19 protein-coding genes are annotated in these 25,447 nt (G+C 69.1%); 12 read left to right on the top strand and 7 right to left on the bottom strand.

The annotated features are described in order from the left end of the window. The first annotated feature begins 148 nt into the window (after positions 1–148). The 3 genes from htpG (at position 149) to ACFOWB_RS13245 (ending at position 4,807) form a co-directional block, all read left to right on the top strand. Entirely contained in the window at positions 149–2,035 is a 1,887-nt protein-coding gene (gene htpG / locus ACFOWB_RS13255; RefSeq protein WP_378147741.1) for a molecular chaperone HtpG, read from the top strand. Between the two features lie 188 nt (positions 2,036–2,223). Then, positions 2,224–3,993, top strand: a complete 1,770-nt coding sequence (locus ACFOWB_RS13250; protein ID WP_378147738.1) for an SLC13 family permease — start codon at positions 2,224–2,226, stop codon at positions 3,991–3,993. Positions 3,994–4,039: 46 nt separating this feature from the next. Then, complete coding sequence (locus tag ACFOWB_RS13245; RefSeq protein ID WP_378148809.1) at positions 4,040–4,807, top strand: enoyl-CoA hydratase-related protein; 768 nt, start codon at positions 4,040–4,042, stop codon at positions 4,805–4,807. A gap of 54 nt (positions 4,808–4,861) precedes the next feature. Here ACFOWB_RS13245 and ACFOWB_RS13240 read toward each other — a convergent pair whose 3' ends face one another. Further along, a complete protein-coding gene (locus ACFOWB_RS13240; RefSeq protein ID WP_378147736.1) occupies positions 4,862–5,344 on the bottom strand; it encodes a hypothetical protein in 483 nt (160 codons plus the stop codon). 322 nt (positions 5,345–5,666) lie between these two features. On the opposite strand from ACFOWB_RS13240, the gene pepN reads away from it, so the two are divergent. Together pepN and ACFOWB_RS13230 are read left to right on the top strand one after the other, a co-directional pair. Further along, on the top strand, positions 5,667–8,309 hold the full coding sequence (pepN, locus tag ACFOWB_RS13235; RefSeq protein ID WP_378147734.1) for an aminopeptidase N: 2,643 nt from the start codon (positions 5,667–5,669) through the stop codon (positions 8,307–8,309). 194 nt (positions 8,310–8,503) lie between these two features. Further along, positions 8,504–10,816: a PAS domain-containing sensor histidine kinase gene (locus ACFOWB_RS13230; RefSeq protein WP_261402681.1), complete on the top strand. Its 2,313-nt coding sequence runs from the start codon at positions 8,504–8,506 to the stop codon at positions 10,814–10,816. A gap of 7 nt (positions 10,817–10,823) precedes the next feature. Here ACFOWB_RS13230 and ACFOWB_RS13225 read toward each other — a convergent pair whose 3' ends face one another. The 5 genes from ACFOWB_RS13225 to ACFOWB_RS13205 all read right to left on the bottom strand — a co-directional run bounded on the left by ACFOWB_RS13225 (position 10,824) and on the right by ACFOWB_RS13205 (position 16,397). Continuing rightward, positions 10,824–11,138, bottom strand: a complete 315-nt coding sequence (locus ACFOWB_RS13225; RefSeq protein WP_261402680.1) for a type II toxin-antitoxin system RelE/ParE family toxin — start codon at positions 11,136–11,138, stop codon at positions 10,824–10,826. Continuing rightward, positions 11,135–11,410 (bottom strand): ribbon-helix-helix domain-containing protein, encoded by a 276-nt coding sequence (locus tag ACFOWB_RS13220; protein WP_261402679.1) that lies wholly within the window; start codon positions 11,408–11,410, stop codon positions 11,135–11,137. The genes ACFOWB_RS13225 and ACFOWB_RS13220 overlap by 4 nt, the downstream gene beginning before the upstream one ends. A 62-nt stretch (positions 11,411–11,472) precedes the next feature. Beyond that, positions 11,473–14,442: a bifunctional [glutamine synthetase] adenylyltransferase/[glutamine synthetase]-adenylyl-L-tyrosine phosphorylase gene (locus ACFOWB_RS13215; RefSeq protein WP_378147730.1), complete on the bottom strand. Its 2,970-nt coding sequence runs from the start codon at positions 14,440–14,442 to the stop codon at positions 11,473–11,475. A 269-nt stretch (positions 14,443–14,711) separates the two neighbouring features. Beyond that, positions 14,712–15,536: a serine O-acetyltransferase gene (gene cysE / locus ACFOWB_RS13210; protein WP_261402676.1), complete on the bottom strand. Its 825-nt coding sequence runs from the start codon at positions 15,534–15,536 to the stop codon at positions 14,712–14,714. 108 nt (positions 15,537–15,644) lie between these two features. After that, entirely contained in the window at positions 15,645–16,397 is a 753-nt protein-coding gene (locus ACFOWB_RS13205; RefSeq protein ID WP_261402675.1) for an alpha/beta fold hydrolase, read from the bottom strand. 275 nt (positions 16,398–16,672) lie between these two features. On the opposite strand from ACFOWB_RS13205, the gene ACFOWB_RS13200 reads away from it, so the two are divergent. Then, positions 16,673–16,921 carry a zinc-finger domain-containing protein gene (locus ACFOWB_RS13200; RefSeq protein WP_261402674.1) on the top strand — a complete coding sequence of 83 codons (249 nt, stop codon included), beginning with the start codon at positions 16,673–16,675 and terminating at the stop codon, positions 16,919–16,921. 5 nt (positions 16,922–16,926) lie between these two features. Beyond that, positions 16,927–18,081, top strand: coding sequence for an FAD-dependent monooxygenase (locus ACFOWB_RS13195; RefSeq protein WP_378147727.1), 1,155 nt, complete (start codon positions 16,927–16,929; stop codon positions 18,079–18,081). A gap of 220 nt (positions 18,082–18,301) precedes the next feature. Here ACFOWB_RS13195 and wrbA read toward each other — a convergent pair whose 3' ends face one another. Next, entirely contained in the window at positions 18,302–18,901 is a 600-nt protein-coding gene (gene wrbA / locus ACFOWB_RS13190) for an NAD(P)H:quinone oxidoreductase (protein ID WP_261402673.1), read from the bottom strand. Positions 18,902–19,207: 306 nt separating this feature from the next. On the opposite strand from wrbA, the gene ACFOWB_RS13185 reads away from it, so the two are divergent. From ACFOWB_RS13185 to edd, 5 genes are all read left to right on the top strand, one after another. After that, the gene (locus ACFOWB_RS13185; RefSeq protein ID WP_378147724.1) at positions 19,208–20,758 is read left to right on the top strand and encodes a Na+/H+ antiporter; all 1,551 of its coding nucleotides are present in this window, start codon (positions 19,208–19,210) and stop codon (positions 20,756–20,758) included. A gap of 121 nt (positions 20,759–20,879) precedes the next feature. After that, positions 20,880–22,361 carry a glucose-6-phosphate dehydrogenase gene (gene zwf / locus ACFOWB_RS13180; RefSeq protein ID WP_261402671.1) on the top strand — a complete coding sequence of 494 codons (1,482 nt, stop codon included), beginning with the start codon at positions 20,880–20,882 and terminating at the stop codon, positions 22,359–22,361. Further along, entirely contained in the window at positions 22,358–23,065 is a 708-nt protein-coding gene (gene pgl / locus ACFOWB_RS13175; RefSeq protein ID WP_261402670.1) for a 6-phosphogluconolactonase, read from the top strand. The genes zwf and pgl overlap by 4 nt, the downstream gene beginning before the upstream one ends. Before the next feature lie 16 nt (positions 23,066–23,081). Further along, positions 23,082–23,468 (top strand): GFA family protein, encoded by a 387-nt coding sequence (locus tag ACFOWB_RS13170; RefSeq protein ID WP_261402669.1) that lies wholly within the window; start codon positions 23,082–23,084, stop codon positions 23,466–23,468. 49 nt (positions 23,469–23,517) lie between these two features. Then, positions 23,518–25,326: a phosphogluconate dehydratase gene (edd, locus tag ACFOWB_RS13165; RefSeq protein ID WP_261402668.1), complete on the top strand. Its 1,809-nt coding sequence runs from the start codon at positions 23,518–23,520 to the stop codon at positions 25,324–25,326. Positions 25,327–25,447 lie beyond the last annotated feature (121 nt).

The following is a 25,447-nucleotide window of genomic DNA, read 5'->3' as shown; positions in this document are numbered from 1 at the left end:
AACACTTCGGCGGTGAACGGCGCCGGTCTCGCGCCGTTCATCGCCGGTTCACCCCGCCCGACGCGTCGACGTCCCGATCCGCCGCTTGAATTTCCCTGCCGTCCCGGCCATCTGAGCCGCCGAAAAGACGCTGAGGGACAACGCCCCAATGACCGAGACGACCGCCGCCCCGCAGTCGCGCGCCTTCGAGGCCGACGTCGCGAAGCTCCTGCACATGATGGTGCATTCGGTCTATTCCGACCGCGACGTCTTCCTGCGCGAGCTGATCTCGAACGCCGCCGACGCCTGCGAGAAGCTGCGCTTCGAGGCGATCCAGAACCCGGCTCTGCTGGGCGAGGATCCAAAACCCCGCATCCTGATCACCGCCGACAAGGACGCCGGCCGCCTCGTGATCGAGGACAACGGCGTCGGCATGAGCGCCGAGGAGATGATCGAGGCGCTCGGCACCATCGCGCGGTCGGGCACCAAGGCCTTCATGGAGCGCATCGAAGCGGCCCAAGGCTCCAAGGACGGCGCGCAGCTCATCGGCCAGTTCGGCGTCGGCTTCTACTCCGCCTTCATGGTCGCGGACCGGGTCGATGTCGCCTCGCGCCGGGCGGGGGCCGAGGAGGCCTCGCTCTGGTCGTCGGACGGCAAGGGCGAATACACGATCGCGGCCCTCGATCTCGCCGAGGCGCCGGCGCGCGGCACCCGCGTGACGCTGCATCTCACAGAAGAGGCCAAGTCCTACGCCGACAAGTGGACGCTGGAGCGCATCGTGAAAGCGCAGTCCGGCCATGTCCCGGTGCCGATCGCGCTCGTCGAGAAGCCGGGCGACGAGCCGCAGCAGATCGCCGACGGCGCCGCGCTCTGGACGCGCCCGAAGGCCGAGGTGACCAAGGAGGAGTACGCCGACTTCTACCGCAGCGTCGCGGGCCAGTTCGACGAGCCCGCGGTGACGATCCATTACCGGGCGGAAGGCCGCCACGAATACACCGCGCTCGCCTTCGTGCCCTCGACCGCGCCCTTCGACCTGTTCGACGCCGAGCGGCGCGGCCGCATGAAGCTCTATGTGCGACGCGTCTTCATCACCGACGACGCCGAGCTGCTGCCGCGCTACCTGCGCTTCACGCGCGGCCTCGTGGATTCCCACGACCTGCCGCTCAACGTCTCGCGCGAGATGATCCAGCAGAGCCCGGTGCTCGCCGCGATCCGCAAAGGCCTGACGAACCGCGTGCTCGGCGACCTCGAAAAGCTCGCCCAGAACGAGGCCGAGACCTTCGCGACGGTCTGGGAGGCGTTCGGCCCCGTGATCAAGGAAGGGCTCTACGAGGACTTCGAGCGTCAGGAGCAGCTCCTGAAGCTCTCGCGCTTCCGCTCGACCGCCTCGGGCGACGGCTGGCGTTCGCTCAAGGACTATGTCGAGGGCCTCAAGGAGAACCAGACCGCGATCTACTATCTCGCGGGCGGCAATCTCGACCAGCTCAAGGCCTCTCCGCATCTCGAGGGCTTCCGCGCCCGCGGGATCGAGGTGCTGCTGCTGTCCGACCCCGTCGACAGCTTCTGGGTGACCAATGCGCAAGGCTTCGAAGGAAAGCCGTTCAAGTCCGCGAGCCAGGGCGCGGCCGACCTCTCGGCCTTCCCGAAGTCCGAGAGCGAGACCGCCGAGACGCCGGAAGCGAGCGAAGCCGTCGCGGGGCTGATCGCCTACGCCAAGGAGACGCTCGGCGACACGGTCTCGGACGTGCGCGCCTCCGACCGCCTGACCTCGAGCGCCGTCTGCCTCGTCGCGCCCGACCACGGCCTCGACCGTCAGCTCGAAAAGATCCTTGCGGCGTCGGGCCAGGGATCGGCCTCCAAGCCCGTGCTCGAGATCAACCCGACCCACGCGCTGGTGACGGCGCTTGCGGCCAAGGGCGAGGCCGAAGCGGGGCTGCGCGAGGACGCCGTGCATCTCCTCTTCGACGAGGCCAAGATCCTGGACGGCGAACGGCCCGCCGATCCGCGCGCGTTCTCGGAACGGCTCGCCCGCGTGCTCGGCCGCGCGCTCGGCTGAAGAGGCGCTTGTCCCGGCCTTTGAGCCGGGACCCAGAACCGACGCGGCATCGGGTCATAGGCGGCTCGGTCGAGTTTTTCCTCGAACGTCTCGGCTTTGGGTCCCGGCTCAAGGCCGGGACAAGAGGGCGGCGCGCTCTATCATGAGTCCGCGATGAGCCTCCTCCGCGTCCCCTCCCCGCATCCCGCATGACGCTTCCCCAAGCGCTCTCCTTCGGGATCATCGCGCTGATGATGGCGGCCTTCGTCTGGGGCCGCGTCCGCTACGACCTCGTCGCGTGCGGAGCGCTACTCGCGGCCGTCGTCGTCGGGGTCGTGAAGCCCGCAGACGCGTTTTCCGGCTTCGCCGACGACATCGTCGTCATCGTCGCCTCCGCGCTCGTGGTCAGCGGCGCGATCGCGCGGTCGGGCGTCATGGAGGCCGCGATCCAGCGCTTCGCGCCGAACCTGTCGGAGCCGCGCCTCCAGCTGCTCACGCTCGTGCTCATCGTCACCGTGCTGTCGGCCTTCGTGAAGAACGTCGGCGCGCTCGCGATCATGATGCCGATCGCGATCCAGATGGCGCGGCGCTCCTCGGTGTCGCCCTCTCTCTTCCTGATGCCGATGTCGTTCGGTTCGCTGCTCGGCGGGCTGATGACGCAGGTCGGCACATCGCCCAACGTCATCGTCAGTCGCGTGCGCGGCGAGATGACGGGCCAGCCCTTCACGATGTTCGACTTCACGCCTGTCGGCGCGGCGCTCGCGCTCGTCGGCGTCGTGTTCCTCGTCTTCTGCTATCGCCTGCTGCCCGAACGCCAGAGCGGCGAGGCCGATCTCGAAGAGGCGATCGAGATCAAGAACTACACAACCGAGGCGCGCGTCACGAAGGACAGCCCCTTCGTGGACAAGACCGTGAAGGAGCTCGAGGCGCTGGCCGAGGGCGAGGCCATGGTGACGGCGATCGTCGGCGCCTCGGGCCGGCGGCGCACCCCCTTCCCGGCCGCGACGCTCGCGGTCTCCGACGTGCTGATGCTGGAAGGAGACCCGCAGGCGCTCGACCGCATCGTGAGCCAAGGCAAGCTCAGGCTCACCAGCGACAAGGGCGACAGCGACGCCAAGATCGAGCTCGGCGCCGTCGAGGCGATCGTAGGGCCGAACTCCGGCCTGGCCGGCATGACGGCGCAGCGGCTTTCGCTCGCCCGCCGCACCGGCATGACGCTGCTCGCGGTCTCGCGCCGCGGCAAGCGGTTCAGGGAGCGGCTGCACGAAATCACCATCGCGGAAGGCGACGTCAGCCTGCTGCAGGGCGACCGCAACCGCCTGCCGGAGCTGCTGCGCGACTGGGACTGCCTGCCGCTCGCCGAGCGCGCGCTCAATCTCGGCGTCACCCGCCAGCGCCTCGCGCCCGTCGCGATCCTCGCCGCGGCGATGATCGCCACCGCCACGGGTCTCGCGCCGGTGCCGGTCGCGTTCTTCTCCGCAGCCGTCCTGATGGCGCTCTCCGGCGCGCTGCCGGCGCGCGACGTCTACCACCAGCTCGACGCGCCGATCCTCGTGATGCTGGCCGCGCTCATCCCGGTCGCCGACAGCGTGCAGCAGACCGGCGGCGCCGACCTCATCGCCCATGGCCTGTCGCAGCTCGCCCAGCAGCTGCCGCCCTGGGGCGCGCTCGCGCTCATCATGGCGGCCGCGATCGCGGTGACGCCCTTCCTCAACAACGCCGCGACCGTGCTCGTCATGGCCCCGATCGCCGCGAGCTTCGCCGCCTCGCTGAATTACAAGCCCGACGCCTTCCTGATGGCGGTCGCGATCGGGGCGGGCTGCGACTTCCTCACCCCGATCGGCCACCAGTGCAACACGCTGGTGATGGGCCCGGGCGGCTATCGCTACGGCGACTACGCCCGCCTCGGCGCGCCGCTTTCGATTATCGTACTGCTTGTCGCGACCCCGCTTCTGCTGTTGGTTTGGCCGCTGACGTGAGCCTACACACCCCGGAGACCCGCCGGTGACCGAAGCCCCTCTCCTCATGGAACGCCGCGGCGGCGTCGCGCTGATGACGCTGAACCGGCCGGACCGGATCAACGCCTTCACGCCCGAGCTGCTCGACGCCATCGGAGCCGCGCTCGACGAGGCCGTGGCCGACGCGAAGGTCCGCGCCGTCGTGTTCACAGGCGCCGGCCGCGGCTTCTGCTCGGGCCAGAACCTCGTCGCCTTCGCGAGCCTTCCGCCGGAAGAGCGCGACGTCGGCCGGATGCTCGAGCGCCATTACGAGCCGGTGATCGCCAAGATCCGCGCCTGTCCGCTGCCGATCGTCGCCGCGGTCAACGGGGTCGCGGCGGGGGCCGGCGCCAACTTCGCGCTGCTCGCCGACATCGTGGTGGCGGGGCGCTCGGCGGCCTTCGTCGAGGCGTTCGGCAAGATCGGCCTGATCCCGGACGTCGGCGGCGCCTGGACGCTGCCGCGCCTGGTCGGGACCGCGCGCGCCAAGGCGCTCTGCCTGCTCGGCGAGCCGCTGCCGGCCGAAACAGCGCGCGACTGGGGACTGATCTGGGCGGTTTTCGACGACGATCGGCTGGTCGAGGACGCGGTCGCGCTCGCCCAAAAGCTCGCGGCGGGCTCGGCGAGCGCGATCGCGCTGACCAAGCGCGCCTTCGCGGCCTCGGCCGAAAACACGTTTGAGGAACAGATCGCGCTGGAGCGTCGCCTTCAGGCGCAGGCCGGCGCGAGCCCCGATTGCGCCGAGGGCGTCGCGGCCTTCCGGGAGAAGCGCGCCCCCGTCTGGAGCGAGCGCTGACGGCGCCGCCGGAGGAACCCCAAGCGGTCCCCCGGCGCGCGTCTCAGTCCAACGTCAGTCGATGACGTAGAGCGCCAGGTCGTCGATCCGCACCGAAGTCACGGATCCAAGCGGCCGAGCGATGACTTTGACCGTGTGGTTTCCGACCGGCATCACCGCGCCGCCCGCCGTGGACGCGCTCACCCAGTAGGACCCGGTGTTCGTTCCCGGCGCGCAGAACGAATTGTCGCCGCTCGTCGGCGGCAGGGGCACGAAGGTCGACGTGCCTTCGTATCGAACGGCGATGTCGATATCGACATAGCTGTTGTTGCTGCCCGTCACGAGGCACTCGGCCGAGAAGTTGATGACGACCCAATTCTCCTTCTTGACCTTGAAGTTGGTCGAGAACGCGCCGTTCTGCTCGTTGATCGTCAGGTCCCGCGCGGTGGTGAACGTCTGGGCCACTGTGTTCGCGACGAACTTCAGGATGTCGGCCTGCGCAGGAACGACTGTGGCGAGCGCCAAACCAGAAACACAGACTACTGATAACAACCTCATGCTACCCTCCCGATCTTTGGTCGAATTAGAGTATTCACTTGATCATTAACTCAGACATGCTTTAACTATTCTCCTAGATCCGACTACCGTCAAGCTTTCATCATATATTGACTTGGTCACCGATGCTGACCTTCTGCACATGCATCTGATTGAGCGAGCGCTTTTCAGACGCGGCCAGCTCTGGCCGGCGGCCATGTTACGGACGTCATTGCGCCGCTCGACGTCGATCGTTCGCAGCACGTCGACAGGCGCCGCCTTGCTCCCGCCCGCTCCGGAGGCCTAAACGGTTCGGCCCGTCCGTCCCACGAGTGGAGCCGCCGTCATGCGCGCCGAGGATCCCCGCCCCGTCCGTCTGTCCGAGTATCGCCCCTCGGACTTCCTGATCGACGAGGTCCATCTCGACTTCCGCCTCGAGCCGTCGGCGACGCGCGTCACGGCGACGCTCAAGATGCGCCCGAACCCGCTCGGCGACGCCGGGGCGGCGCTCAAGCTCGACGGCGACGAGCTGAAGCTGGTGTCGGCGTCGATCGACGGAATGGCGCTCGGCGAAGGCGACCTCGACGTCTCGCCGGAGCGGCTCGTGATCGCCAATCCGCCCCGCGGGGCGTTCGAGCTCGAGATCGTCACCGAGATCGATCCTGCGGCCAACACCAAGCTGATGGGGCTCTACCGCTCCAACGCTTCCTATACGACGCAGTGCGAGGCCGAGGGCTTCCGGCGCATCACCTACTTCCTCGACCGCCCGGACGTGCTCGCGGTCTACACCACCCGCGTCGAGGGCCCGAAGGACGAGTGCCCCGTCCTGCTCTCGAACGGCGACCTCGTGGAGACGGGCGAGGCCGGCGAGGGCCGCCATTACGCGGTCTGGCATGACCCCTGGAAGAAGCCCTCCTACCTGTTCGCGCTCGTCGCGGGCGACCTCGGCGTGGTCGAGGATTCTTTCGTCACCATGGGCGGACGCGACGTCGCGCTGAAGGTGTTTGTCGAGCACGGCCGCGAGGATCAGGCGCTTCACGCCATGGAGGCGATCAAGGCCTCGATGAAATGGGACGAGGAGGCGTTCGGCCGCGAATACGACCTCGACGTCTTCATGGTCGTGGCCGTCTCGCACTTCAACATGGGCGCGATGGAGAACAAGGGTCTCAACGTCTTCAACGACAAATACGTGCTCGCCTCGCCCGAGACCGCCACCGACGGCGACTACGCCAACATCGAGGCGATCATCGCGCACGAATACTTCCACAACTGGACGGGCGACCGCATCACCTGCCGCGACTGGTTCCAGCTGTGCCTGAAGGAAGGGCTGACGGTCTTCCGCGACCAGGAGTTCACCTCCGACCGCCGCTCGCGGCCGGTGAAGCGCATCCAGGACGTCCGCAACCTGCGCGCGCTGCAGTTCGCCGAGGACGCCGGACCGCTCAGCCATCCGGTGCGGCCGCAAATCTACCACGAGATCAACAACTTCTACACGCCGACCGTCTACGAGAAGGGCGCGGAGGTCATCCGCATGCTCAAGACCTGGATCGGCGACGAGCATTTCAGGTCCGGCATGGACCTCTATTTCGAGCGCCATGACGGCGAGGCCTGCACCATCGAGCAGTTCGTCGCCTGCTTCGGCGAGGTCTCGGGCCGCGACATGAGCGCGTGGATGCGCTGGTACGACCAGGCGGGCACGCCCGAAGTCGCCGCCACCTCGGCCTATGACGCCACCGCCAGAACGCTGACGCTGGAGCTGTCGCAAAAGACGCGCCCCACCCCGGGCCAGCCCACGAAGCTTCCCGTGGTGCTGCCGGTGACGATCGGCCTCGTCGGGCAGGACGGGCGCGACCTGCCGCTCAAGGTCGGCGGCAGGGAGGCCGGGCCTGTCTTCACCTTCGAGACCGACAGCAAAGCCATCGTGTTCGAAGATCTCGCGGAGCGGCCCGCGCTCTCGTTGTTCAGGAACTTCTCCGCGCCCGTCAAACTTTCAAGCGACATCTCGAACGACGACCTGCTGTTCCTCGCCGGCCACGACTCCGATCCGTTCAACCGCTGGCAATCGCTGCAGACTGTGGCGCTGCGTCACCTGGTGGAGGCGACGGCGGCGGCGCGGGACGGTCGCGCGCTCACTCCCGATCCCCGGATCGTCGAGGCCGTCGGCCGCGCATTCGATCCGCACGAGACCGACTACGCCTATGCGGCGCAGGTCGCGAGCCTTCCGAGCGAGGGCGACGTCGCGCGCGAGATCGGCGAGAACGTCGATCCGGACGCGATCCACGCCGCGCGCCTCGGCCTGAAGCGCGCGCTCCACGACGGGCTCTCGGGCGCGCTCGCCGGGGCGATCGAACGGCTCGCCGAGACCGGCCCCTACGCGCCCGACCCGGTCTCCGCCGGCCGTCGCGCGCTCAAGGTCGCGGCGCTCGATCTCCTGGCCGCCGACGGCGCGCGCGCAGGCGTCGAGGCCGCCCGCAATCTGTACTCTTCCGCCGGCAACATGACCGACCGCGTGATGGCCATGCAGGTGCTGTCGCTCTCCGCGACCCCCGAACGCGACGAGACGCTGGCCGAGTTCGCCGCGACCTACGGGACCAACCCGCTGCTCGTCGACAAGTGGTTCCTGATCCAGGCGTCCGCGCCGCTTCCCGACACGCTGTCGCGGGTCGAGGCGCTGATGGCCTCGCCCGCCTTCGACATCAAGAACCCGAACCGCGTGCGCTCGCTCATCGGCGCCTTTGGAGCCGGCAACCCGACCCAGTTCAACCGCGCCGACGGACGAGGCTACGACTTCGTCGCGGGCGTGGCCGCCGAGCTCAACTCGACCAACCCGCAGGTCGCCGCGCGGCTCCTCGGCGCGTTCCGCACCTGGCGCGCGCTCGAGCCCGAACGCCGGGCCAAGGCGGAGGCCGCGTTGCGCCGCCTCGCAGAGCTGCCGAGGCTCTCGCCGGACGTCGCCGACATCGTGCGCCGGGCGCTCGCCGCGGCCTGATACGGGTTCTTCCGTACAAGGCCGCCAAGTGATTCATCCGACTCGTCTTTTTGGCGACACCACGAGAAGTAATTAACGGACGTTTAATTCCCGCTGGACAGAGACCCTGCGTATTGATTCTAATACTGAAGTCGATTCGACGAGCGGGGTTCGCGAATCGACTTAAGGTCTCTTTCGGGTCGGAAGGAACTGCGATGGCGCGCGCCACCGTGGCGGGACTATTCGTGCGTCGTCGCGAAATGCGAGACCAGACGACGGCGTGGTTCGCCCCCGCCCATCGCCGCATCCTCGCCGCCGAGCCCGTGCTGAGGCGCCTCGTCCCGGCGCTCATCGTGCTGTTCCTCATCACCCTCGCAGGCGTCGTCGCGATCCAGACGATAGACGCCCGCAACCAGACGCTCGAGGCCGCGGCCGACGATCTCGGCGCGCTCGCGGCGATCGCGGCCTACGAGGCCCCCCGCGTCAGCAAGCATCAGGACGCCCGCGACTTCGGCGAGGCGCTCGTCGCCGCCCTGCCACGCAACGCCGCCGAACGCGGCCGCAAGCTCTACCTCGCCGACGAGACCGGCCGCGTCGTCGCGGTCGCCGGCGCCCCCGAAGGCCAGCCGCCCGCCGACCTCGTCACCCTGCTCGGACCCGCGCAGCCGCTCACCACCTTCGGCGAGCGCGCCGGCGTCATGAAGCTCACCCTGCCCGACGGCGCGGCGGCGCTCGCCACCGTGCGGAACCTGACCGGCCGGCCCGGCCAGATCGCCGTGGTGCAGGGCGTCGACGACGCGCTGGCGGCCTGGCGGGCGCAGACGCGCTCGACCGTCACGGTCTACGCCTCCACCGGCTTCGTGCTGGCTCTGCTCGGCTTCGCGTTCCACTGGCAATCGAGCCGCACGCGCCGCGTCGACGACGTCTACGAGCGCGTTCAGGTCCGCAACGAAACGGCGCTCTCGCGCGGCCATTGCGGCCTGTTCGACTGGGACGTGGCGCGCGGGCGCATCTTCTGGTCGCGCTCGCTGTTCGAGATGCTGGGTTATCCGCCACGCGACGAGCTGGTGTCGTTCGGCGAGTTCAACGCCATCGCCCACGCCGACGACATCGACCTCTACGGCCTCGCCGACGAGATCGTCTGCGGGCGCGCCGTCAACATCGACCGCGTGTTCCGCGCCCGCAACGCCGACGGCGAATGGAAGTGGCTGCGCGCCCGCGCCGAGGTGGTTCGCGACCGTCAGGACGACGGGCTGCGCCTCATCGGCATCTGCGTCGACGTCACCGAGCACCGCACGCTCGCCGAACGCACCGCGACCGCCGACATGCGCCTGCGCGACGCCATCGAGACCATCTCCGAGGCCTTCGTGCTGTGGGACGCCGGCAACCGGCTCGTGACCTGCAATTCGAAGTTCCAGCAGCTCTACGAGCTCGGCGACGAGTCCGTGACGCCCGGCGCGGCGCGGGCCGACATCATCGCGGCGGGCCGCCAGCCGGTCATCGTCAACTCCGTGCGCCCCGACGGGCGCGTCGAGGACGGCGCCCGGTCGTTCGAGGCCCAGATCGAGGACGGCCGCTGGCTGCGCATCAACGAGCGCCGCACCAAGGACGGCGGCTTCGTGTCGGTCGGCACCGACATCACCTCGCTGAAGCGTCAGGAAGAACGCCTGATGGACAGCGAGAAGGCCCTGATGGCCAATGTCGCGGACCTGCGGAAGTCGCGCCAGACGCTCGAGGTCCAGGCCCAGCAGCTCGCCGACCTCGCCGAGAAATACGCCGAGCAGAAGAGCGAGGCCGAGCTCGCCTCGAAGGCGAAGTCCGACTTCCTCGCCAACATCTCCCACGAGCTCCGCACGCCGCTGAACGCGATCCTGGGCTTCTCCGAGATCATGGTGTCGGGCCTGTTCGGCCCGCTCGGCTCTGAGAAATACGCCGAATACGCCGGCGACATTCGCGAGAGCGGCCAGTATCTGCTCGACGTCATCTCCGACATTCTCGACATGTCGAAGATCGAGGCCGGCCGCTTCATGATCGCCCGCGAGACGGTCGACATCGACAAGGTGGTGATGGACGCCATGCGCGTCATCACGCCGAAGGCCGAGGAGAAGTCGATCGCGCTGCGCGCCGAGGCCGCCTGCGGCGTGACCGTGGAGGTCGACCGTCGCGCGCTGAAGCAGATCCTGCTGAACCTTCTCTCCAACGCCGTGAAGTTCACGCCGGCGGGCGGGCGCGTGACGATCCGCACCCGCTCGGTCGGCGACGCCATGAACCTCTATATCGAGGACACCGGGATCGGCATCTCGAAGGACGCCATCGAGAAGCTTGGACGACCCTTCGAGCAGGTCGAGAACCAGTTCTCGAAGAGCCACAAGGGGTCGGGCCTCGGCCTCGCCATCGCGCGCTCGCTCGCAGAACTGCATGGCGGATCGATGCGCATCCGCTCGACCGTCGGGGTCGGCACCGTGGTGCTGATCCGCCTTCCGGCGCGGGCCGACGTCACGCTCGGCGCGGAAGAGAAGATCGCGTAAGGCGGCCTCAGCTCTCCTGCGGAAAATCGGCGGCCCAATCCATGCCTGCGCGATGGACGCGCAAGATGGTGACGCGGTCGGGCTCCACGCGAAACAGCACCGTCGCCTGCCGTCGAAACCCCACCGCCCGAATGTGACGGTCGCCATAGATGCGAAGCCGTCTGCCGCGCTCAGGCGCCGTCGCCAGGTTGAGGCAGAAGCGCTCGATCTTGCTTATGAAGCTCGACGCGTTCTGGCGTGATCCTGCATCCGCGATCCATCTATGGATGCTGTAGAGATCGCTGGCTGCTTCTGGCGAGATCTCGACTCGCCGCGGCGTCATGCGTCTTGATCGAACCGCGCGGCGTGACGCGCACGAAGCTCGGCGAAGACGTCTTCGGCAGGAATCGCGCGGGACGGATCGGCTTCGAGCGCTTCGATCACCGGCGTCACTTCGCGCGCCAGCCACTCTGCGAGCTCGCCCTCGCGCGTCCGCAATGCGTCGAGACCGGCGCGAATGACCTCGCCCTCGTTCTGGTAAACGCCGGAAGCGACAAGGCCGTCGACGAACGCGGCCTGATCTTCCGACAGCGCGACCGTGCGAGGATCGTCCATCACTTGCTCCTCAGTCCAGCTGGAACAGTATGGGTCTTCGGGGACGACGCCGCCACCGTCAATCAACCGAGCGCCTTCGTCACCCGCTCGAACGCCTTCCTCGCCGCCTTCTGCTCGTCGACGAGCCGGGCCGTCAGCGTCTTGAAGTCCGGCGCCGCGCCGACGCGCGCCAGGAACTGCTTCAGGCCCTCGCCCGCCTCGTCGGGATCGAACGGCCCCTCGAGCGCGAGCCGCAGCGCCTGGGTGAGGTCGAGCTGGAGCCGCGCGGCGCTTTTCAACGCGTCCCAGTCGGCTTCCTCGAGCACCTTCTGCTCGCGCGAGCGATCGAGCGCCGGCGCGGTCACGGTGTAGAGGACGCCGGGCTTGTCGTGCGCATAAGCGAGCTGCAGCGCCTGCGCCACGAATTCGATGTCCACCAGCCCGCCCGGCGCATGCTTCAGGTTCCAGGGGCCGCCGCCGCCCTTCTCCTTGTCGAGCAGCGCGCGCATCGCGCGCACGTCCTTGGAGACCTGCTTGCGGTCGCGCTTGATGGTCAGCGCCTTGCCGATCGCCCGGCCGACCGTGCGGCGGAAGGCGAGCGGCCCGGCCACCACGCGGGCGCGCGAGAGCGCCATGTGCTCCCAGGTCTCCGCCTCGTCCTTCTGGTAGCTCTCGAACGCCTTCAGGCGCGTCGCCAGCGGGCCGGCGCGGCCAGAGGGGCGCAGCCGGAAGTCGACCTCGTAGAGCACGCCCTCGGCGGTCGGCGCGGACAGGGCCGCGACCAGCCGCTGGGTGAGCCGGGCGAAGAACTGCGCGGGCGCGATCGGGCGGTCGCCGCCGGTCTCGAGCGCGCCGTCCGGATGCTCGTAGAGAAGGATCAGGTCGAGATCGGAGGCGGCCGTCATCTCCTCGCCGCCGAGCTTGCCGAGCGCCACCACCGCGGCGGCCCCGCCCTTCACCCTCCCGTGGACGCGGGCGAGCTCGGCCTCCACGCGGTCGAACAGGGCGCCGACCAGGACGTCGGCGACGCGCGCATAGGCGAAGCCGGCCTGATCGGCCGCGACTGTGCCGGACGCCACGCGCAGGCCGATGAGCGTGTTGAGCTCCTGGCCCACGATGCGGGCGCGGTCGAGCATGTCCTCATAGGAAATCGCCTCGCCGAGCGCCTGCTCCACCCTCGTGGCGACCTCCTCGCGGCTCGGCAGGTGGCCGAAGAAGGCCGGGTCGAGCAGCGCGTCGAGCACCCGCGGGCGTCGGGCGAGCGTTTCGGCGAGGCGCGGCGCGGCGCCCAGCACGACGGCGAGAAGGTTCAGGATCTCGGGATGGGCGCGCATCAGCGCGAGCAGCGCCACGCCGCCGGTCGTGCGTTCCAGCACCTTGTCGAGGCCGTTGATCGCCGCGTCCGGCCGGCCGGACCGCCCGAACGTCTCGAGCAGCGTCGGGGTGAGCTCCGTCAGGAGCTCGCGCGCACGGCCGCTGTGCATCGAGGGGTAGCGGCCATGATGCCAGCCGCGCACGGTAGCTGCGACCGAGGCCGGCTCGGCGTAGCCGAGGCCCGCGATCGTCTTCAGCGTGTCGGGATCGTCCTCCTTGCCGGTGAAGACGAGGCTGCCGATCTCGGAGGCGAGCCCCGGCGCATCCTCGAACAAGCGCGCATAGTGCCGCTGCACCGTCTTCAGCCGCCGCGTCAGCGCCTTGGCGAAGGCGTCGCGACTTTCATAGCCGGCGAAATGAGCGAAGCGCAGCAGGGCCTCGTCTGCGTCCGGAAGCGTATGGGTCTGGGCGTCCTCCACCATCTGGAGGCGATGCTCGAGCCCGCGCAGGAACCAGTAGGCCTCGGTCAGCTCGTCGCGGGCCTTGGCGTCGATCCATCCGGCGTCGGCGAGATCCGCGAGGGTCTCCACAGTGGCGCGCGATCTTAAGGCCGGATTTCGGCCGCCGGCCACAAGCTGCTGGGTCTGCACGAAGAACTCGATCTCGCGAATGCCCCCGCGGCCGAGCTTGAGATTGTGGCCCTCGACCGCGATCGCGCCGTGGCCCTTGTGGGCGTGGATCTGGCGCTTCATCGCGTGGATGTCGGCGATGGCCGCATGGTCGAGCGAGCGCCGCCAGACGAAGGGGCGGAGCTCGGCGAGAAACGCCTCGCCCGCCGCCGCGTCGCCCGCCACCACGCGCGCCTTGATCATGGCCGCGCGCTCCCAGTTCTGGCCGACGCTCTCGTAATAGGACAGCGCGGCGTCCCGCGAGATCGCGACGGGAGTGGAGCCCGGATCCGGCCGCAGTCTAAGGTCGACGCGCGCCACATAGCCGTCGGCGGTGCGCTCCTGCAGGAGCTTGGCCATGGTCTGGGCGACGCGCACGAAGAGGGTGGTGGGCTCCTCGCCCTCCGCCGCCTGGATCACCTCGGCGTCGTAGAACACGATGAGGTCGACGTCGGAGGAATAATTGAGCTCCGCCGCGCCGAGCTTGCCCATGCCGAGCACGAACAGGCCCGAGCCCGTCTCGGGATTTTCCGGATCGCGCAACCTCAGCCGCCCGGCCTCATGCGCGTCGGCGAGCGCCGATCGGGTCGCCGCGCGGATCGCGGCTTCCGCGACTTGCGAGATCGCCGCCACCACGCGGGCCGCCTCCCACACGCCGCCGATGTCCGCGAGCGCGATCAGAAGCGCCGCCTCGGCGCGGCCCCGGCGCAACATGGCCCCGAGCTCGGAACGGTCCTCGGCCGCCGCCGCCTCGGCCATGCCGGCGACGATCTCGTCGAGCCGCTCCTCGGGCGGGCGCGAAAGCAGATGGGCGGCGCGCGCGGGATCGCGGTTGATCAGCCCCCAGAGGAACGGCGAGCCGTCCGCGACGCCCTCGAGCAGGGCCCGCACGGGCTCAAGCGCGACAAGGGGCGCGAGCTCCCCGCCCTCGTCCTCGTCGAGCAGCCCATCCAGCCTTTCGCGCGCGTCTCGGCGATGCTCGACCACCGGGGCCGCGACCAACCGCGAGGCGAGCGCATCCTCGTCCAGCCGGGCCTGGGTCTTTTTTCGCGCCGACGATCTCGCCGCCATCGTTCGCTCCTCCCTGGCCGGAAGGGTTGTGCGATGGATGTGGCGCGCGCAAGACGGCGTTCGGAGGGGTTCAACTGGAAGCGAACCGCGACATGAGTCGCCTCCCTTCCCTGGGACAGGGGAGGGTAAGGGCGGGGTGGGCTTCAGGATTGAGCTTTACGCTCCAAGTCCCTACCCGACCCTTCGCTACCGCTCAGGGCCACCCTCCCCGCCGCCGCGGCGCAGGGAGATCAGCGGCCTCTTCGGCTCACGCAGCCAATTGGAAACCGTCAAATCCCAGCGTCGTAGAACACCTGGTCCATCGACTGGGCGGGCTCCGCGCAGGGGCTCGCGCCGACGATGCGCGCGGGGATGCCCGCTACGGTGACGTTCGGCGGCACGTCGCGCAGCACCACGGAGTTCGCGGCGACGCGCGAGCAATGGCCGATCTCGATGTTGCCGAGGATCGACGCGCCCGCGCCGATCAGCACGCCGTTGCGGATCTTCGGATGGCGGTCCTGGTCGGACTTGCCGGTGCCGCCGAGCGTCACGCCATGGAGCAGCGAGACGTTGTCGCCGACGACCGCGGTCTCGCCGATCACGACGCCGGTGGCGTGGTCGAAGAACACGCCCTTGCCGAATGGCGCGGCCGGATGGACGTCGACCTGGAACACGTTGGAGGCGCGGCTCTGGATGTAGAGCGCGAAGTCGCGCCGGCCCTGCTTCCAGAGCCAATGGGCGAGGCGATGGGCCTGGATGGCGTGAAAGCCCTTGAAGTGCAGCAGCGGCTCGATCGCCCGGTGCGCGGCGGCGTCGCGTTCGACGACCGCGTTGAGATCGGCGCGGATCGCCTGCCCGATCTCGGGATCGCTCTCGGTCGCCTCCTCGAAGGCCTGCCAGATCAAGGCGCGCGGCACGTCGACGTGGTCGAGCCGCGCGGCGAAACGCGAACCGACGGCGCGCTCGAGCCGATCGTGGTTCAGCACCGTGGAGGTGATGAAGCCGCCGAGCTCCGGCTCGCGCCGGATGACGTCCTCGGCCTCGGCGCGGATGCGCGCCCAGACCGGGTCCAGCGTCTTCAGGTTCTGATTGTCGATGCGCGCAAGCTTCGCCATGGCGCCCGCTCTTTCATTCGAGAGGATGGCCTCCAGAGAGGACGGGAGACCCATAGCATATGCCGCTCGCTTCCCCAGAGAGAAGATCAAGCCGGCCTGAAGGGAGGATTAAGGTCGCGCCGCGAGGAACGACAAGACCCCGTCCTTGTAAACCTTGTCGCCCACTGCGCGATTGTGGTCGCGCCGCGGGATCGGCAAGGCCTCGGCGTTGGGGATAAGCGCCACAAGCGCGTCGAGATCGCCCGACACTTCGTCCTCGGTCCCCACCGCGACGAGCGTCGGAACGGCGATCTTCTGGAGCATCTTCTCGTCGACCAGCGAGCGCTGCATGCGCATGCAGGCCGAGAGCGCCTTGCGGTCCGAGCCCGTCGCCTCGGCGAAGCGGCGGAACATCTTGGCCATCGGGTTCACGACGTCGTCGACCGAGGGCGCGATGAGACCCTCGGCGATCGCGTCGGCGTTGGGCGCGCCGCGCAGGAGCCCCTCGCCCATGCCGCCGAGGATCGCCGAGCGCAGGCGCTCGCCGTTGTTGATCGCCATCAGCGCGGTGATGCGCGCGCCCATCGAGTAGCCCATGACGTCCGCGCGCCCGATCTCGAGATGGTCGAGCAGCGCGAGCGCGTCGCCGGCCATGAGATCCGCGCCGTAGAACGCCGGATCATAGAGCTTTTCGCTCGCGCCGTGACCGCGGTTGTCGATCGCGATGACTCGGCGGCCGTCCTTCTTCAGCGCGTCGAACCAGCCGGGACCGACCCAGTTGACGTCGATCGAGGAGGCGAAGCCGTGGATCAGCAGGATCGGGTCGCCGGCGCCTTCGTCGCGGAACGCGATCTCGATTCCGTCATGGTGGAAACTCGGCATGGGCGCTCCCTCGAAGTCGCGAAGGTCTATAGCGAGGGCGAGGCGGCTGCGGAAGGTTTGGCATGCAAGGCAGGGCTGCGGAGACGAACGGCGTGCTTCGAGACGCGGCCTCCCGGCCGCTCCTCAGCATGAGGACCGATTGAGCTCTGGAAACCGCCAGCCTCCCTCATGCTGAGGAGCCGTCGAAGACGGCGTCTCGAAGCACGCAGTTCGTCTCCGCTTGCCGCCCTCCCCCAGTTTTCGTAAGCCTCGCGGAACGCATCGAAGGAGCCGCCATGGCCGATCACGCGATCCCGCATTTCGCCAACGACGCGGGCGTTTCCGTCATCCACATCGGGGCGCACGAGTTCATGTGCGTGGGCGCGAACCCGCCCTTCGACCACCCGCATGTCTTCCTCGACATGGGCGGCGACCACGAGATCGTCTGCCCCTACTGCTCGACGCTCTACAAGTTCGACGGCAAGCTGCACGCCGACCAGTCCGAGCCGGCCGGCTGCCTGATGCGCCCGCCCGCCGAGGCCTGAGGCCGATGCAAGGCCCCGCGCTGATCGCAGGCGGGGGAATCGCAGGGTTGACGCTCGCGCTTGCGCTCGCGCGCCGGGGCGTGACGTCAAGACTGTTCGAACGCGCGCCCGTCCTTGAAGAGGCCGGCGCCGGCGTTCAGCTTTCGCCCAACGCCGGCCGCGTGCTGGAGGGGCTTGGCCTAGGAGCGGCGCTCGACGCGGTCGCGACGCGGCCCGAGGGTGTCTCGATCTGCGACGCCCTCACAGGAAGCCGGCTGAAGCGCGTGACGCTCGGAGCGAGCGCCGAACGCCGCTGGGGAGCGCCTTACCGAGTCGTCCACCGCGCGGACCTTCAAGCGGCGCTCGCCGAAGCCGTCGCGGCCGCGGGCATGACCGAGATCTTGCTCGGGACCGAGATCCGCGCCGTCGAGGAGACGGCGAGCGGCGTCGCGATCGAGACCGTGACGGACAAGGGCTCGGAACCGGTCGAAGGCGCATGGCTCGCGGGTTGCGACGGGCTGCGCTCCGTCGTGCGCCGCGCGGTAAAACTGCCGACTGCGGTCGCAGGCGCCGGCCTCAAGGCCTGGCGCGCCGTGCTGCCCGCGAGCGCCGTCCCGAGCGCCTTCGACATGCGCGAGGTGACCGTGTGGCTCGGGCCCAAGGCGCATCTCGTTCTCTATCCGGTGCGCAAGGGTCGCGAGGCCAATGTCGTGATCATCGGCGACGACCGCGTGGCCGGCCCCGCAGACGTCGCCGAGCGCTGGGCGGCGCCCGCCCGCGAGCTGATCGCCGCGACCCCGACCTGGACGCCCTGGACGCTGCACGACCGCTCGCCCGACGCGCGCCTGAAGCGCGGCCGCATCGCGCTGCTCGGCGACGCCGCCCACGCCGCCCTGCCCTCGCTCGCGCAGGGCGCGGCCTTCGCGATCGAGGACGCCGTCGTTCTGGCGCGCCTGGTCGCCGAAGGCGGGCCGGCCCCGTTCGACGCCTATCAGGAGGCGCGGCTCATGCGGGTGGCGAAACTCCAGATGAATTCCCGCCGCCAGATCCGCATCGACCATCTGTCGGGCGCTGCTGCGGCGGCGAGGAACGCGGCGCTCAGGCTCGCGCCCGAAGCCGCGCTCATCCGCGGGCTCGACTGGATCTATGGCTGGCGGGACGTCCCCTTGTCCCGGACTTGATCCGGGACCCAGAACCGACGCCAATTGGTGTCAGTTGCGGGACGCTTTCAATAGGTCCTGAACCGTCTCGGTTCTGGGTCCCGGATCAAGTCCGGGACAAGAGAAAGGCGTCATCCCGGCCGCAGCGAAGCAAGGAGTCGGGATCGTGTTCAGAATGGAGCTCTTTCCGGAGAACGATCCCGGATCGGCCCTCGGCCGTCCGGGATGACGCTCCAGCCCGTCAGCCGTGAAGCTTCTTGGCGATCTCGGCCACGTGCTTGCCCTGGAAGCGGGCGCCCGCGAGTTCGTTCTCGCTCGGCTGGCGGGAGCCGTCGCCCTTGGCGAGCGTGCTCGCGCCATAGGGCGAGCCGCCGGTGATCTCGTCCATGTTCATCTGGCCGGCGAAGGCGTAAGGCAGGCCCACCACCACCATGCCGTGATGCATCAGCGTCGGGATGAAGCCGAGGATCGTCGACTCCTGGCCGCCGTGCTGGGTCGCGGTCGAGGTGAAGACCGAGCCGACCTTGCCCACCAGCTTGCCGGCGAACCAAAGGCCGCCGGTCTGGTCGATGAAGGAGCGCATCTGCGAGGCGACCGTGCCGAAGCGGGTCGGCGCGCCGAAGATGATGGCGTCATAGTCGGGAAGTTCGTCCACGGTCGCGACCGGCGCGGCCTGGTCGAGCTTGAAATGGGCGTTGCGCGCGATCTCCTCGGATACGGTCTCCGGCACGCGCTTCACCACGACCTCGGCGCCCGCCTCCCTGACGCCTTCGGCGACGGCGTTCGCCATCGTCTCGATATGTCCGTAGGTCGAGTAGTAGAGCACCAGCACCTTGGCCATCGCATGCCTCCTGAAGCGTGAGGCCGGACGGCCCCGTGTTGCGCTGCGGCGAACCTGTGCGCATGTCCGCCGCGCGGCAAGTCGATGGCCGAGATCGTTCGATTGCGAAAATGCATGACCGTGATCGATCACAGCTGCAGCATCGCACTCGGCTGGCGATGACGCGGACGGTCGAAGGGGCGCCCGACGAGCTTCGAGGCGGCCTCGGGCGTCGCGACTTGACGGCGCGCCGCGGAGGCCGTCGTGGATATCGGGTCTTCGGCCGGGCGTCGCGTCAGGCGAACGGCGTCGCAGGGAGCCAGGGGCATGGAGACCTTCGAGTGGATCATCGCGCTGCTGTTCGGCGCGGCGCTGCTGTCGACCCTCGCGCGGCGGCTCAATGCGCCCTACCCGACGTTCCTGGCGATCGGCGGCGCGGCGCTCGCTTTCGTCCCGAACTCGCCCGAATGGACGCTCGACCCGCATCTGGCGCTCACATTGTTCGTCGCGCCGGTGCTGGTCGACGCCGCCTATGACGCCTCGCTGCGCGACCTCCGGGACAATTGGGCGCCGGTCGCAGGCCTCGTCATCGCCGCAGTCGTGGCGACCACGGCCGCCGTCGCGGTTCTGGTGAAGCTCATCCTTCCCGACATGCCCTGGCCGGTCGCGATCGCGCTCGGGGCCGTGGTCGCGCCGCCCGACGCTGCGGCCGCGAGCGCCATCATCCGGCAGATCGGGCTGCCCCATCGCATCGTGAAGATCCTCGAGGGCGAGAGCCTGCTGAACGACGCCAGCGCGCTGCTGATCTACCGGCTCGCGATTCTCGCGGCGGCCCAGGGCGACCTCACCGTCACCACGTTCGCGCCGATCTTCGCCCTGACCGTCTTCGGCAGCGTCGTGGCCGGATACGCCTTTGCGCGGCTCACGAGCCCGCTTGGCCGGACCGGCGACGCGCCGACCGCGATCATCATCCAGTTCGCCACGACGTTCGGGATCTGGATCCTGGCCGAGGCGGTCGGCCTGTCGGGCATCCTCACGCTGGTGGTCTACGCCATGACGGTCGCGCGCCTGCCGCGCTCGCCGCTGCCCGCGCGGATGCGCGTGCCCGTCTTCGCGGTCTGGGAGACCGCGGTGTTCGTGCTGAACGCCTTCGCCTTCGTGTTGATCGGCCTGCAGCTGCGGCCGATCTGGGAGCGCCTCGGCGATCTCGCCTACGACTATGCGCTGGTCGCCTTCGCGGTCCTCGTCGTGGTGATCTTCGCGCGCTTCGTCTGGGTGATGGCCTTCAACAAGGCGCTGCGCGTCAGGATCGACCGGCGCGGTTTCAATCCTCCCCGGCCGATGGCGCGCCCGACGCGCGCGGGCGCGGTGGTGATCTCCTGGGCCGGAATGCGCGGCATCGTCACGCTCGCGGCCGCCTTCGCGGTGCCGGAGACGCTCCAGGACGGATCGCCCTTCCCCTATCGCGACCTCATCCTGCTCACCGCCTTCGTGGTGACGCTCGGCACGCTCACGCTGCAGGGGCTGACGCTCAAGCCGTTGATCGTGAAGCTCGGCCTGTCGGACGACGATCCCGTTGGCCGGGAAACCAGGCTCGCGCGCGCGGAAGCCTATCGCGCGGCGCTTGCGGCGATCGAGGGCGACGACAGCCTCGCGGCGAAGCTCCTGCGCAAGGAGTACGGCGCGGCGATCGAGCTCAACGCCGGCTCCGAGCGCACCGAACTCGCCGACGCCCAGAACCATGCGCTCCGCCGCAAGGCGCTGAACGCCGCCCGCGAAAAAACGATCGAGCTCCGCCGCGCCTCAGTCATCGGCGACGACGCCTTCCACCTGATCGAGGAGGAGCTCGACTGGGCGGAGCTCGCCACGGGACGGTGATCAGGCCGGACGCATGTCTCATGCGGCGCCTGCGCATTTGACAGCGGCCTGCCGCGCCCCATGATTTCGCATCCGCAAAAAGTCCTATCCCGCGGATGTTTCCAAAGGAGCGCGCCCGCCGATGTCGAGCCGCATCGTCGCCGTCGAACCGTTCGATCTCGTGGTCTTCGGGGGGACGGGCGACCTCGCTCACCGCAAGCTCTTTCCATCGCTCTATCTGCGCGACCGGGACGGCCAGATCACCGATCCGAGCCGGATCATCGGCGTGTCGCGCTCGAAGCTCGACCGGAAGGCGTTCCGGGCCGAGGTGAAGACCGCGCTCGAGACCTTCGTGTCCGCGGACCTGCTCGAGAAGAAGAAGGTCTCGAAGTTCCTCGACCGGATCGACTTCGTGATGGTGGACGCCACCGGCGACGACGGCTGGGACGACCTCAAGAAGCTCATCGCCGACGGCCTCGACCGCGTGCGCGCCTTCTATCTCGCGACCTCGCCGAACCTCTTCGACGCCATCACCCACGGCCTCGCCAAGCACGAGTTGCTGACGCCCAAAACGCGCGTGGTGCTCGAGAAGCCGCTCGGCCGCGACCTCGCCTCGGCGGTCGAGATCAATTCGGCGGTCGCCGACGTGCTGCCCGAGAGCCAGATCTACCGGATCGACCACTATCTCGGGAAAGAGACCGTCCAGAACCTGATGGCGCTGCGCTTCGCCAACGTCTTGTTCGAGCCGGTGTGGGACTCCGCCCATGTCGACCACGTCCAGATCACGGTCGCGGAGAAAGTCGGCGTCGAGGGCCGCGGCGGCTATTACGACACGTCGGGCGCGCTGCGCGACATGATCCAGAACCACATGCTGCAGCTCCTCTGCCTCGTGGCCATGGAGCCGCCTTCGGCCATGGAGGCCGACGCGCTGCGCGACGAAAAGCTGAAGGTTCTTCGCGCGCTCAAGCCCATCGACGAGACCAACGTCCGTCAGTTCACGGTGCGCGGCCAGTACCGGGCGGGCGCGATCGACGGCAAGTCGGTGCCCGGCTACATCGACGAGCTTCCCGACCAGTCGTCGAGCCCGACCGAGACCTTCGTGGCGCTGAAGGCCGAGGTCGCGACATGGCGCTGGGCGGGCGTGCCGTTCTATCTGCGCACCGGCAAGCGCCTGCCCTCCCGCGTCTCCGAGATCGTCATCCAGTTCCGCGACGTGCCGCTGTCGATCTTCGGGGCGGCCGGCGGCTTCCTCGCGCCGAACCGCCTCGTCATCCGCCTTCAGCCGGACGAGGGCGTGAAGCTCTACCTGATGATCAAGGATCCGGGCCCCGGCGGAATGCGGTTCCGCGAGGTGCCGCTGAACCTCTCCTTCGCCGACACATTCAAGGGCCCGAACCCGGACGCCTATGAGCGCCTGCTGATGGACGTCATCCGCGGCAGCCAGGCGCTGTTCATGCGCCGCGACGAGGTCGAGGCGGCGTGGACCTGGGCCGACCCGATCCTCGAGGCGTGGTCGAGGCTCGGCCGCGTGCCCGACCCCTACACCGCCGGCACCTGGGGTCCCTCCACCGCGGTGGCGCTGATAGAGCGCGACGGCCGGACCTGGCATGAGGACGTCTCTTGAGCGCGCTCGCCGTCAATCTCCGAACGTTCCCCGACCGCGAGACGCTCGCGCAGGCGCTCGCCGACGAGGTCGCGGAGGCGCTTCGCGGCGCGATCGCCGACGGCGGCGGCGCGACGCTCGCGGTCTCGGGCGGCTCGACCCCGAAACTCTTCTTCCATGCGCTCTCGAAGGCCGAGCTCGACTGGGAGTCGGTGACGGTCACGCTCGTCGACGAGCGCTGGGTTCCGGATACGGAGGAGCGATCGAACGCGCGGCTCGTTCAGGAGCACCTGCTGCTCAACGAGGCGGCCCGCGCCGTTTTCGCGCCGCTCTACAACGGCGCTTCGGCGCCGGAAGGCGCGCTGCCGGAGGTCCAGGAGGCGATCTCGGGGCTCTCCGGCCCGCTCACCGTCGCGATCCTCGGCATGGGCGACGACGGCCACACCGCCTCGTTCTTCCCCAGCGGCGACCGGCTCGAAGATGCGATCGACCCCACGGGCAAGGCGCTTGTGATGTCGATGCGGGCGACCGCCGCCATCGAACCGCGCATCACTCTGACGCTTCCCGTGCTGCTCGCCGCCAAAAAGCTCGTGCTGCATGTCGAGGGCGAGAAGAAAAAGGACGTGCTCGACGAGGCGCTGTCGTCCGACGACGCGGCTAAGATGCCGATCCGGGCCGTGATCGCGAACGCCCGCGAGCCGCTCGAGACTGTGTGGGCGCCATGACGAAGGCTGCGGGCTGATGTCGCGCGAAGGCGGCTGCCTCTGCGGAGGCGTGACCTACCGGATCTCCGGCGACCTCAAGGCCCCGCTCGCCTGCCACTGCTCGCAATGCGCCCGCACGAGCGGCAATTACGCGGCGATGGCTGCCTGCCGGACCGACGAGCTGACGATCGCGGACGACGGGACGCTCTCCTGGTTCCAGTCCTCGCCGGAGGTCCGGCGCGGTTTCCGCGCGCGCTGCGGCGGCAACCTGTTCTGGCGGCAGGACCCAGGCGATGAGACCTATGTCACGGTCGGCACGCTGACGCCGCCGACTGGCCTGCGTCTTGCTGAGCACATATTCGTCGCGTCACGTTCCGACTTCTACGACATCGCCGACGGCCTTCCGCAAAAGCCGCAGTGGTGACCGACGACTGGCCGTCCTGACGGCCAGCTTTCCAGGAAAGGGCTTCATCATGAGCCTCGACGCCCGCATCGCAAACGTGACGAACGCGATCGTCGAGCGGTCGCGGAGCGGCCGCGCGCGCTATCTCGACGGCATCGCCAAGGCGGCCGCCGACGGCCCTTATCGCGCCGCGCTCTCCTGCGGCAACCTCGCCCACGGCTTCGCGGGCTGCGGCGGCCACGACAAGGCGCTGCTCAAGGGCCAGGCGGTCCCGAACATCGGCATCATCACCGCCTATAACGACATGCTCTCGGCTCATCAGCCCTATGAGGGTTATCCGGAGATCATCCGGCAGGCGGCGCGCGAGGCGGGCGCGGTGGCGCAGGTCGCGGGCGGCGTGCCGGCGATGTGCGACGGCGTCACGCAAGGCCGGCTCGGCATGGAGCTCAGCCTGTTCTCGCGCGACGTGATCGCGATGGCGGCGGCGATCGGGCTCAGCCACGACATGTTCGACGCCGCGCTTTACCTCGGCATCTGCGACAAGATCGTGCCCGGCCTCGTGATCGGCGCGCTAGCCTTCGGCCATCTGCCGGCGGTGTTCGTGCCGGCCGGCCCGATGCCGTCGGGCATCTCCAACGACGAGAAAGCGCGGGTGCGCGGCCTCTACGCCGAAGGCAAGGTCGGGCGCGCCGAGCTGCTGGAGTCCGAAAGCGCGAGCTACCATTCGCCCGGCACCTGCACGTTCTACGGCACCGCGAACTCCAACCAGATGCTGATGGAGATCATGGGCCTGCACCTGCCCGGCTCCAGCTTCGTGCCGCCCAACACGCCCCTGCGCGAGGCGCTCACGCGCGCGGCCGTCAGCCAGGCGCTCGCGATCACACGCTCGAGCAACGGCTACGCGCCGATCGGCCATGTGCTCGACGAGAAGGCCTTCGTGAACGGGATCGTGGGCCTCAACGCCACGGGCGGATCGACCAACCACGCCATCCATCTCGTCGCGATGGCTAAGGCGGCTGGAATCACCATCACCTGGGACGACTTCGATCAGCTCTCGGCCGCCACCCCCCTGCTCTGCCGCATCTATCCGAACGGCTCGGCGGACGTGAACCACTTCCACGCCGCCGGCGGGATGGCGTTCCTGATCCGCGAACTGCGCGGCCGCGGGCTGCTGCACGACGACGTGCTGACTGTGATGGGCTCCGGTCTCTCGGAGTACGAGAAGGAGCCGACGCTGGTCGGCGACGAGATCGTCTGGAGGCCGATCGAGGAGGCGTCCGGCGACGAAAGCGTGCTGCGGCCGATCGCGAGGCCCTTCCAGGAAGACGGCGGCCTCAGGCTGCTGGACGGCAATTTGGGCCGCGCGGTCATCAAGGTGTCGGCGGTCGACCGCGAGCGCTGGGTGATCGAGGCGCCGGCGCGGGTGTTCTCCAACCAGGACGACCTCGAGGCCGCCTTCCGCGCCGGAGAGCTGAACCGCGACGTGGTGGTGGTGGTGCGTTTCCAGGGCCCGAAAGCGAACGGCATGCCGGAGCTTCACCGGCTGACCCCCTCGCTCGCGGTGGTGCAGAAGCGCGGCCACAAGGTCGCGCTCGTCACCGACGGGCGCATGTCGGGCGCCTCCGGAAAGGTGCCGGCCGCGATCCATGTGACGCCCGAGGCCTGCGACGGCGGCCCGATCGGCCGCATACAGGACGGCGACGTCGTGCGCGTCGACGCCGAGGCCGGGACGCTTCAGGTGATGGTCGCGCCCGAGGAGCTCGCCTCGCGCGAACAGGCCGTGGAGGAGACCGAGCCGCAGTTCGGCATGGGCCGGAACCTCTTCGCAGGCTTCCGCGCGCTGGTCGGCTCCGCCGAGCACGGCGCGAGCGCGATCTGATCGTTCAACCGACCGAAGAGAGCGACGCGATCGCGTCGTTCCCCGGCTTGTCCGTAGACCCCGCCCCGGCTCACAGACCGCCGCGCCGCGGAGATCTGGATGCCCCGGACAAGCCGGGGCA

It is taken from the genome of Chenggangzhangella methanolivorans (genome assembly GCF_042648545.1).
Lineage (GTDB): Bacteria > Pseudomonadota > Alphaproteobacteria > Rhizobiales > Methylopilaceae > Methylopila > Methylopila methanolivorans.
Note: the sequence above shows the minus strand (reverse complement) of the source record. Positions and strands in the feature narration are given on the sequence as shown.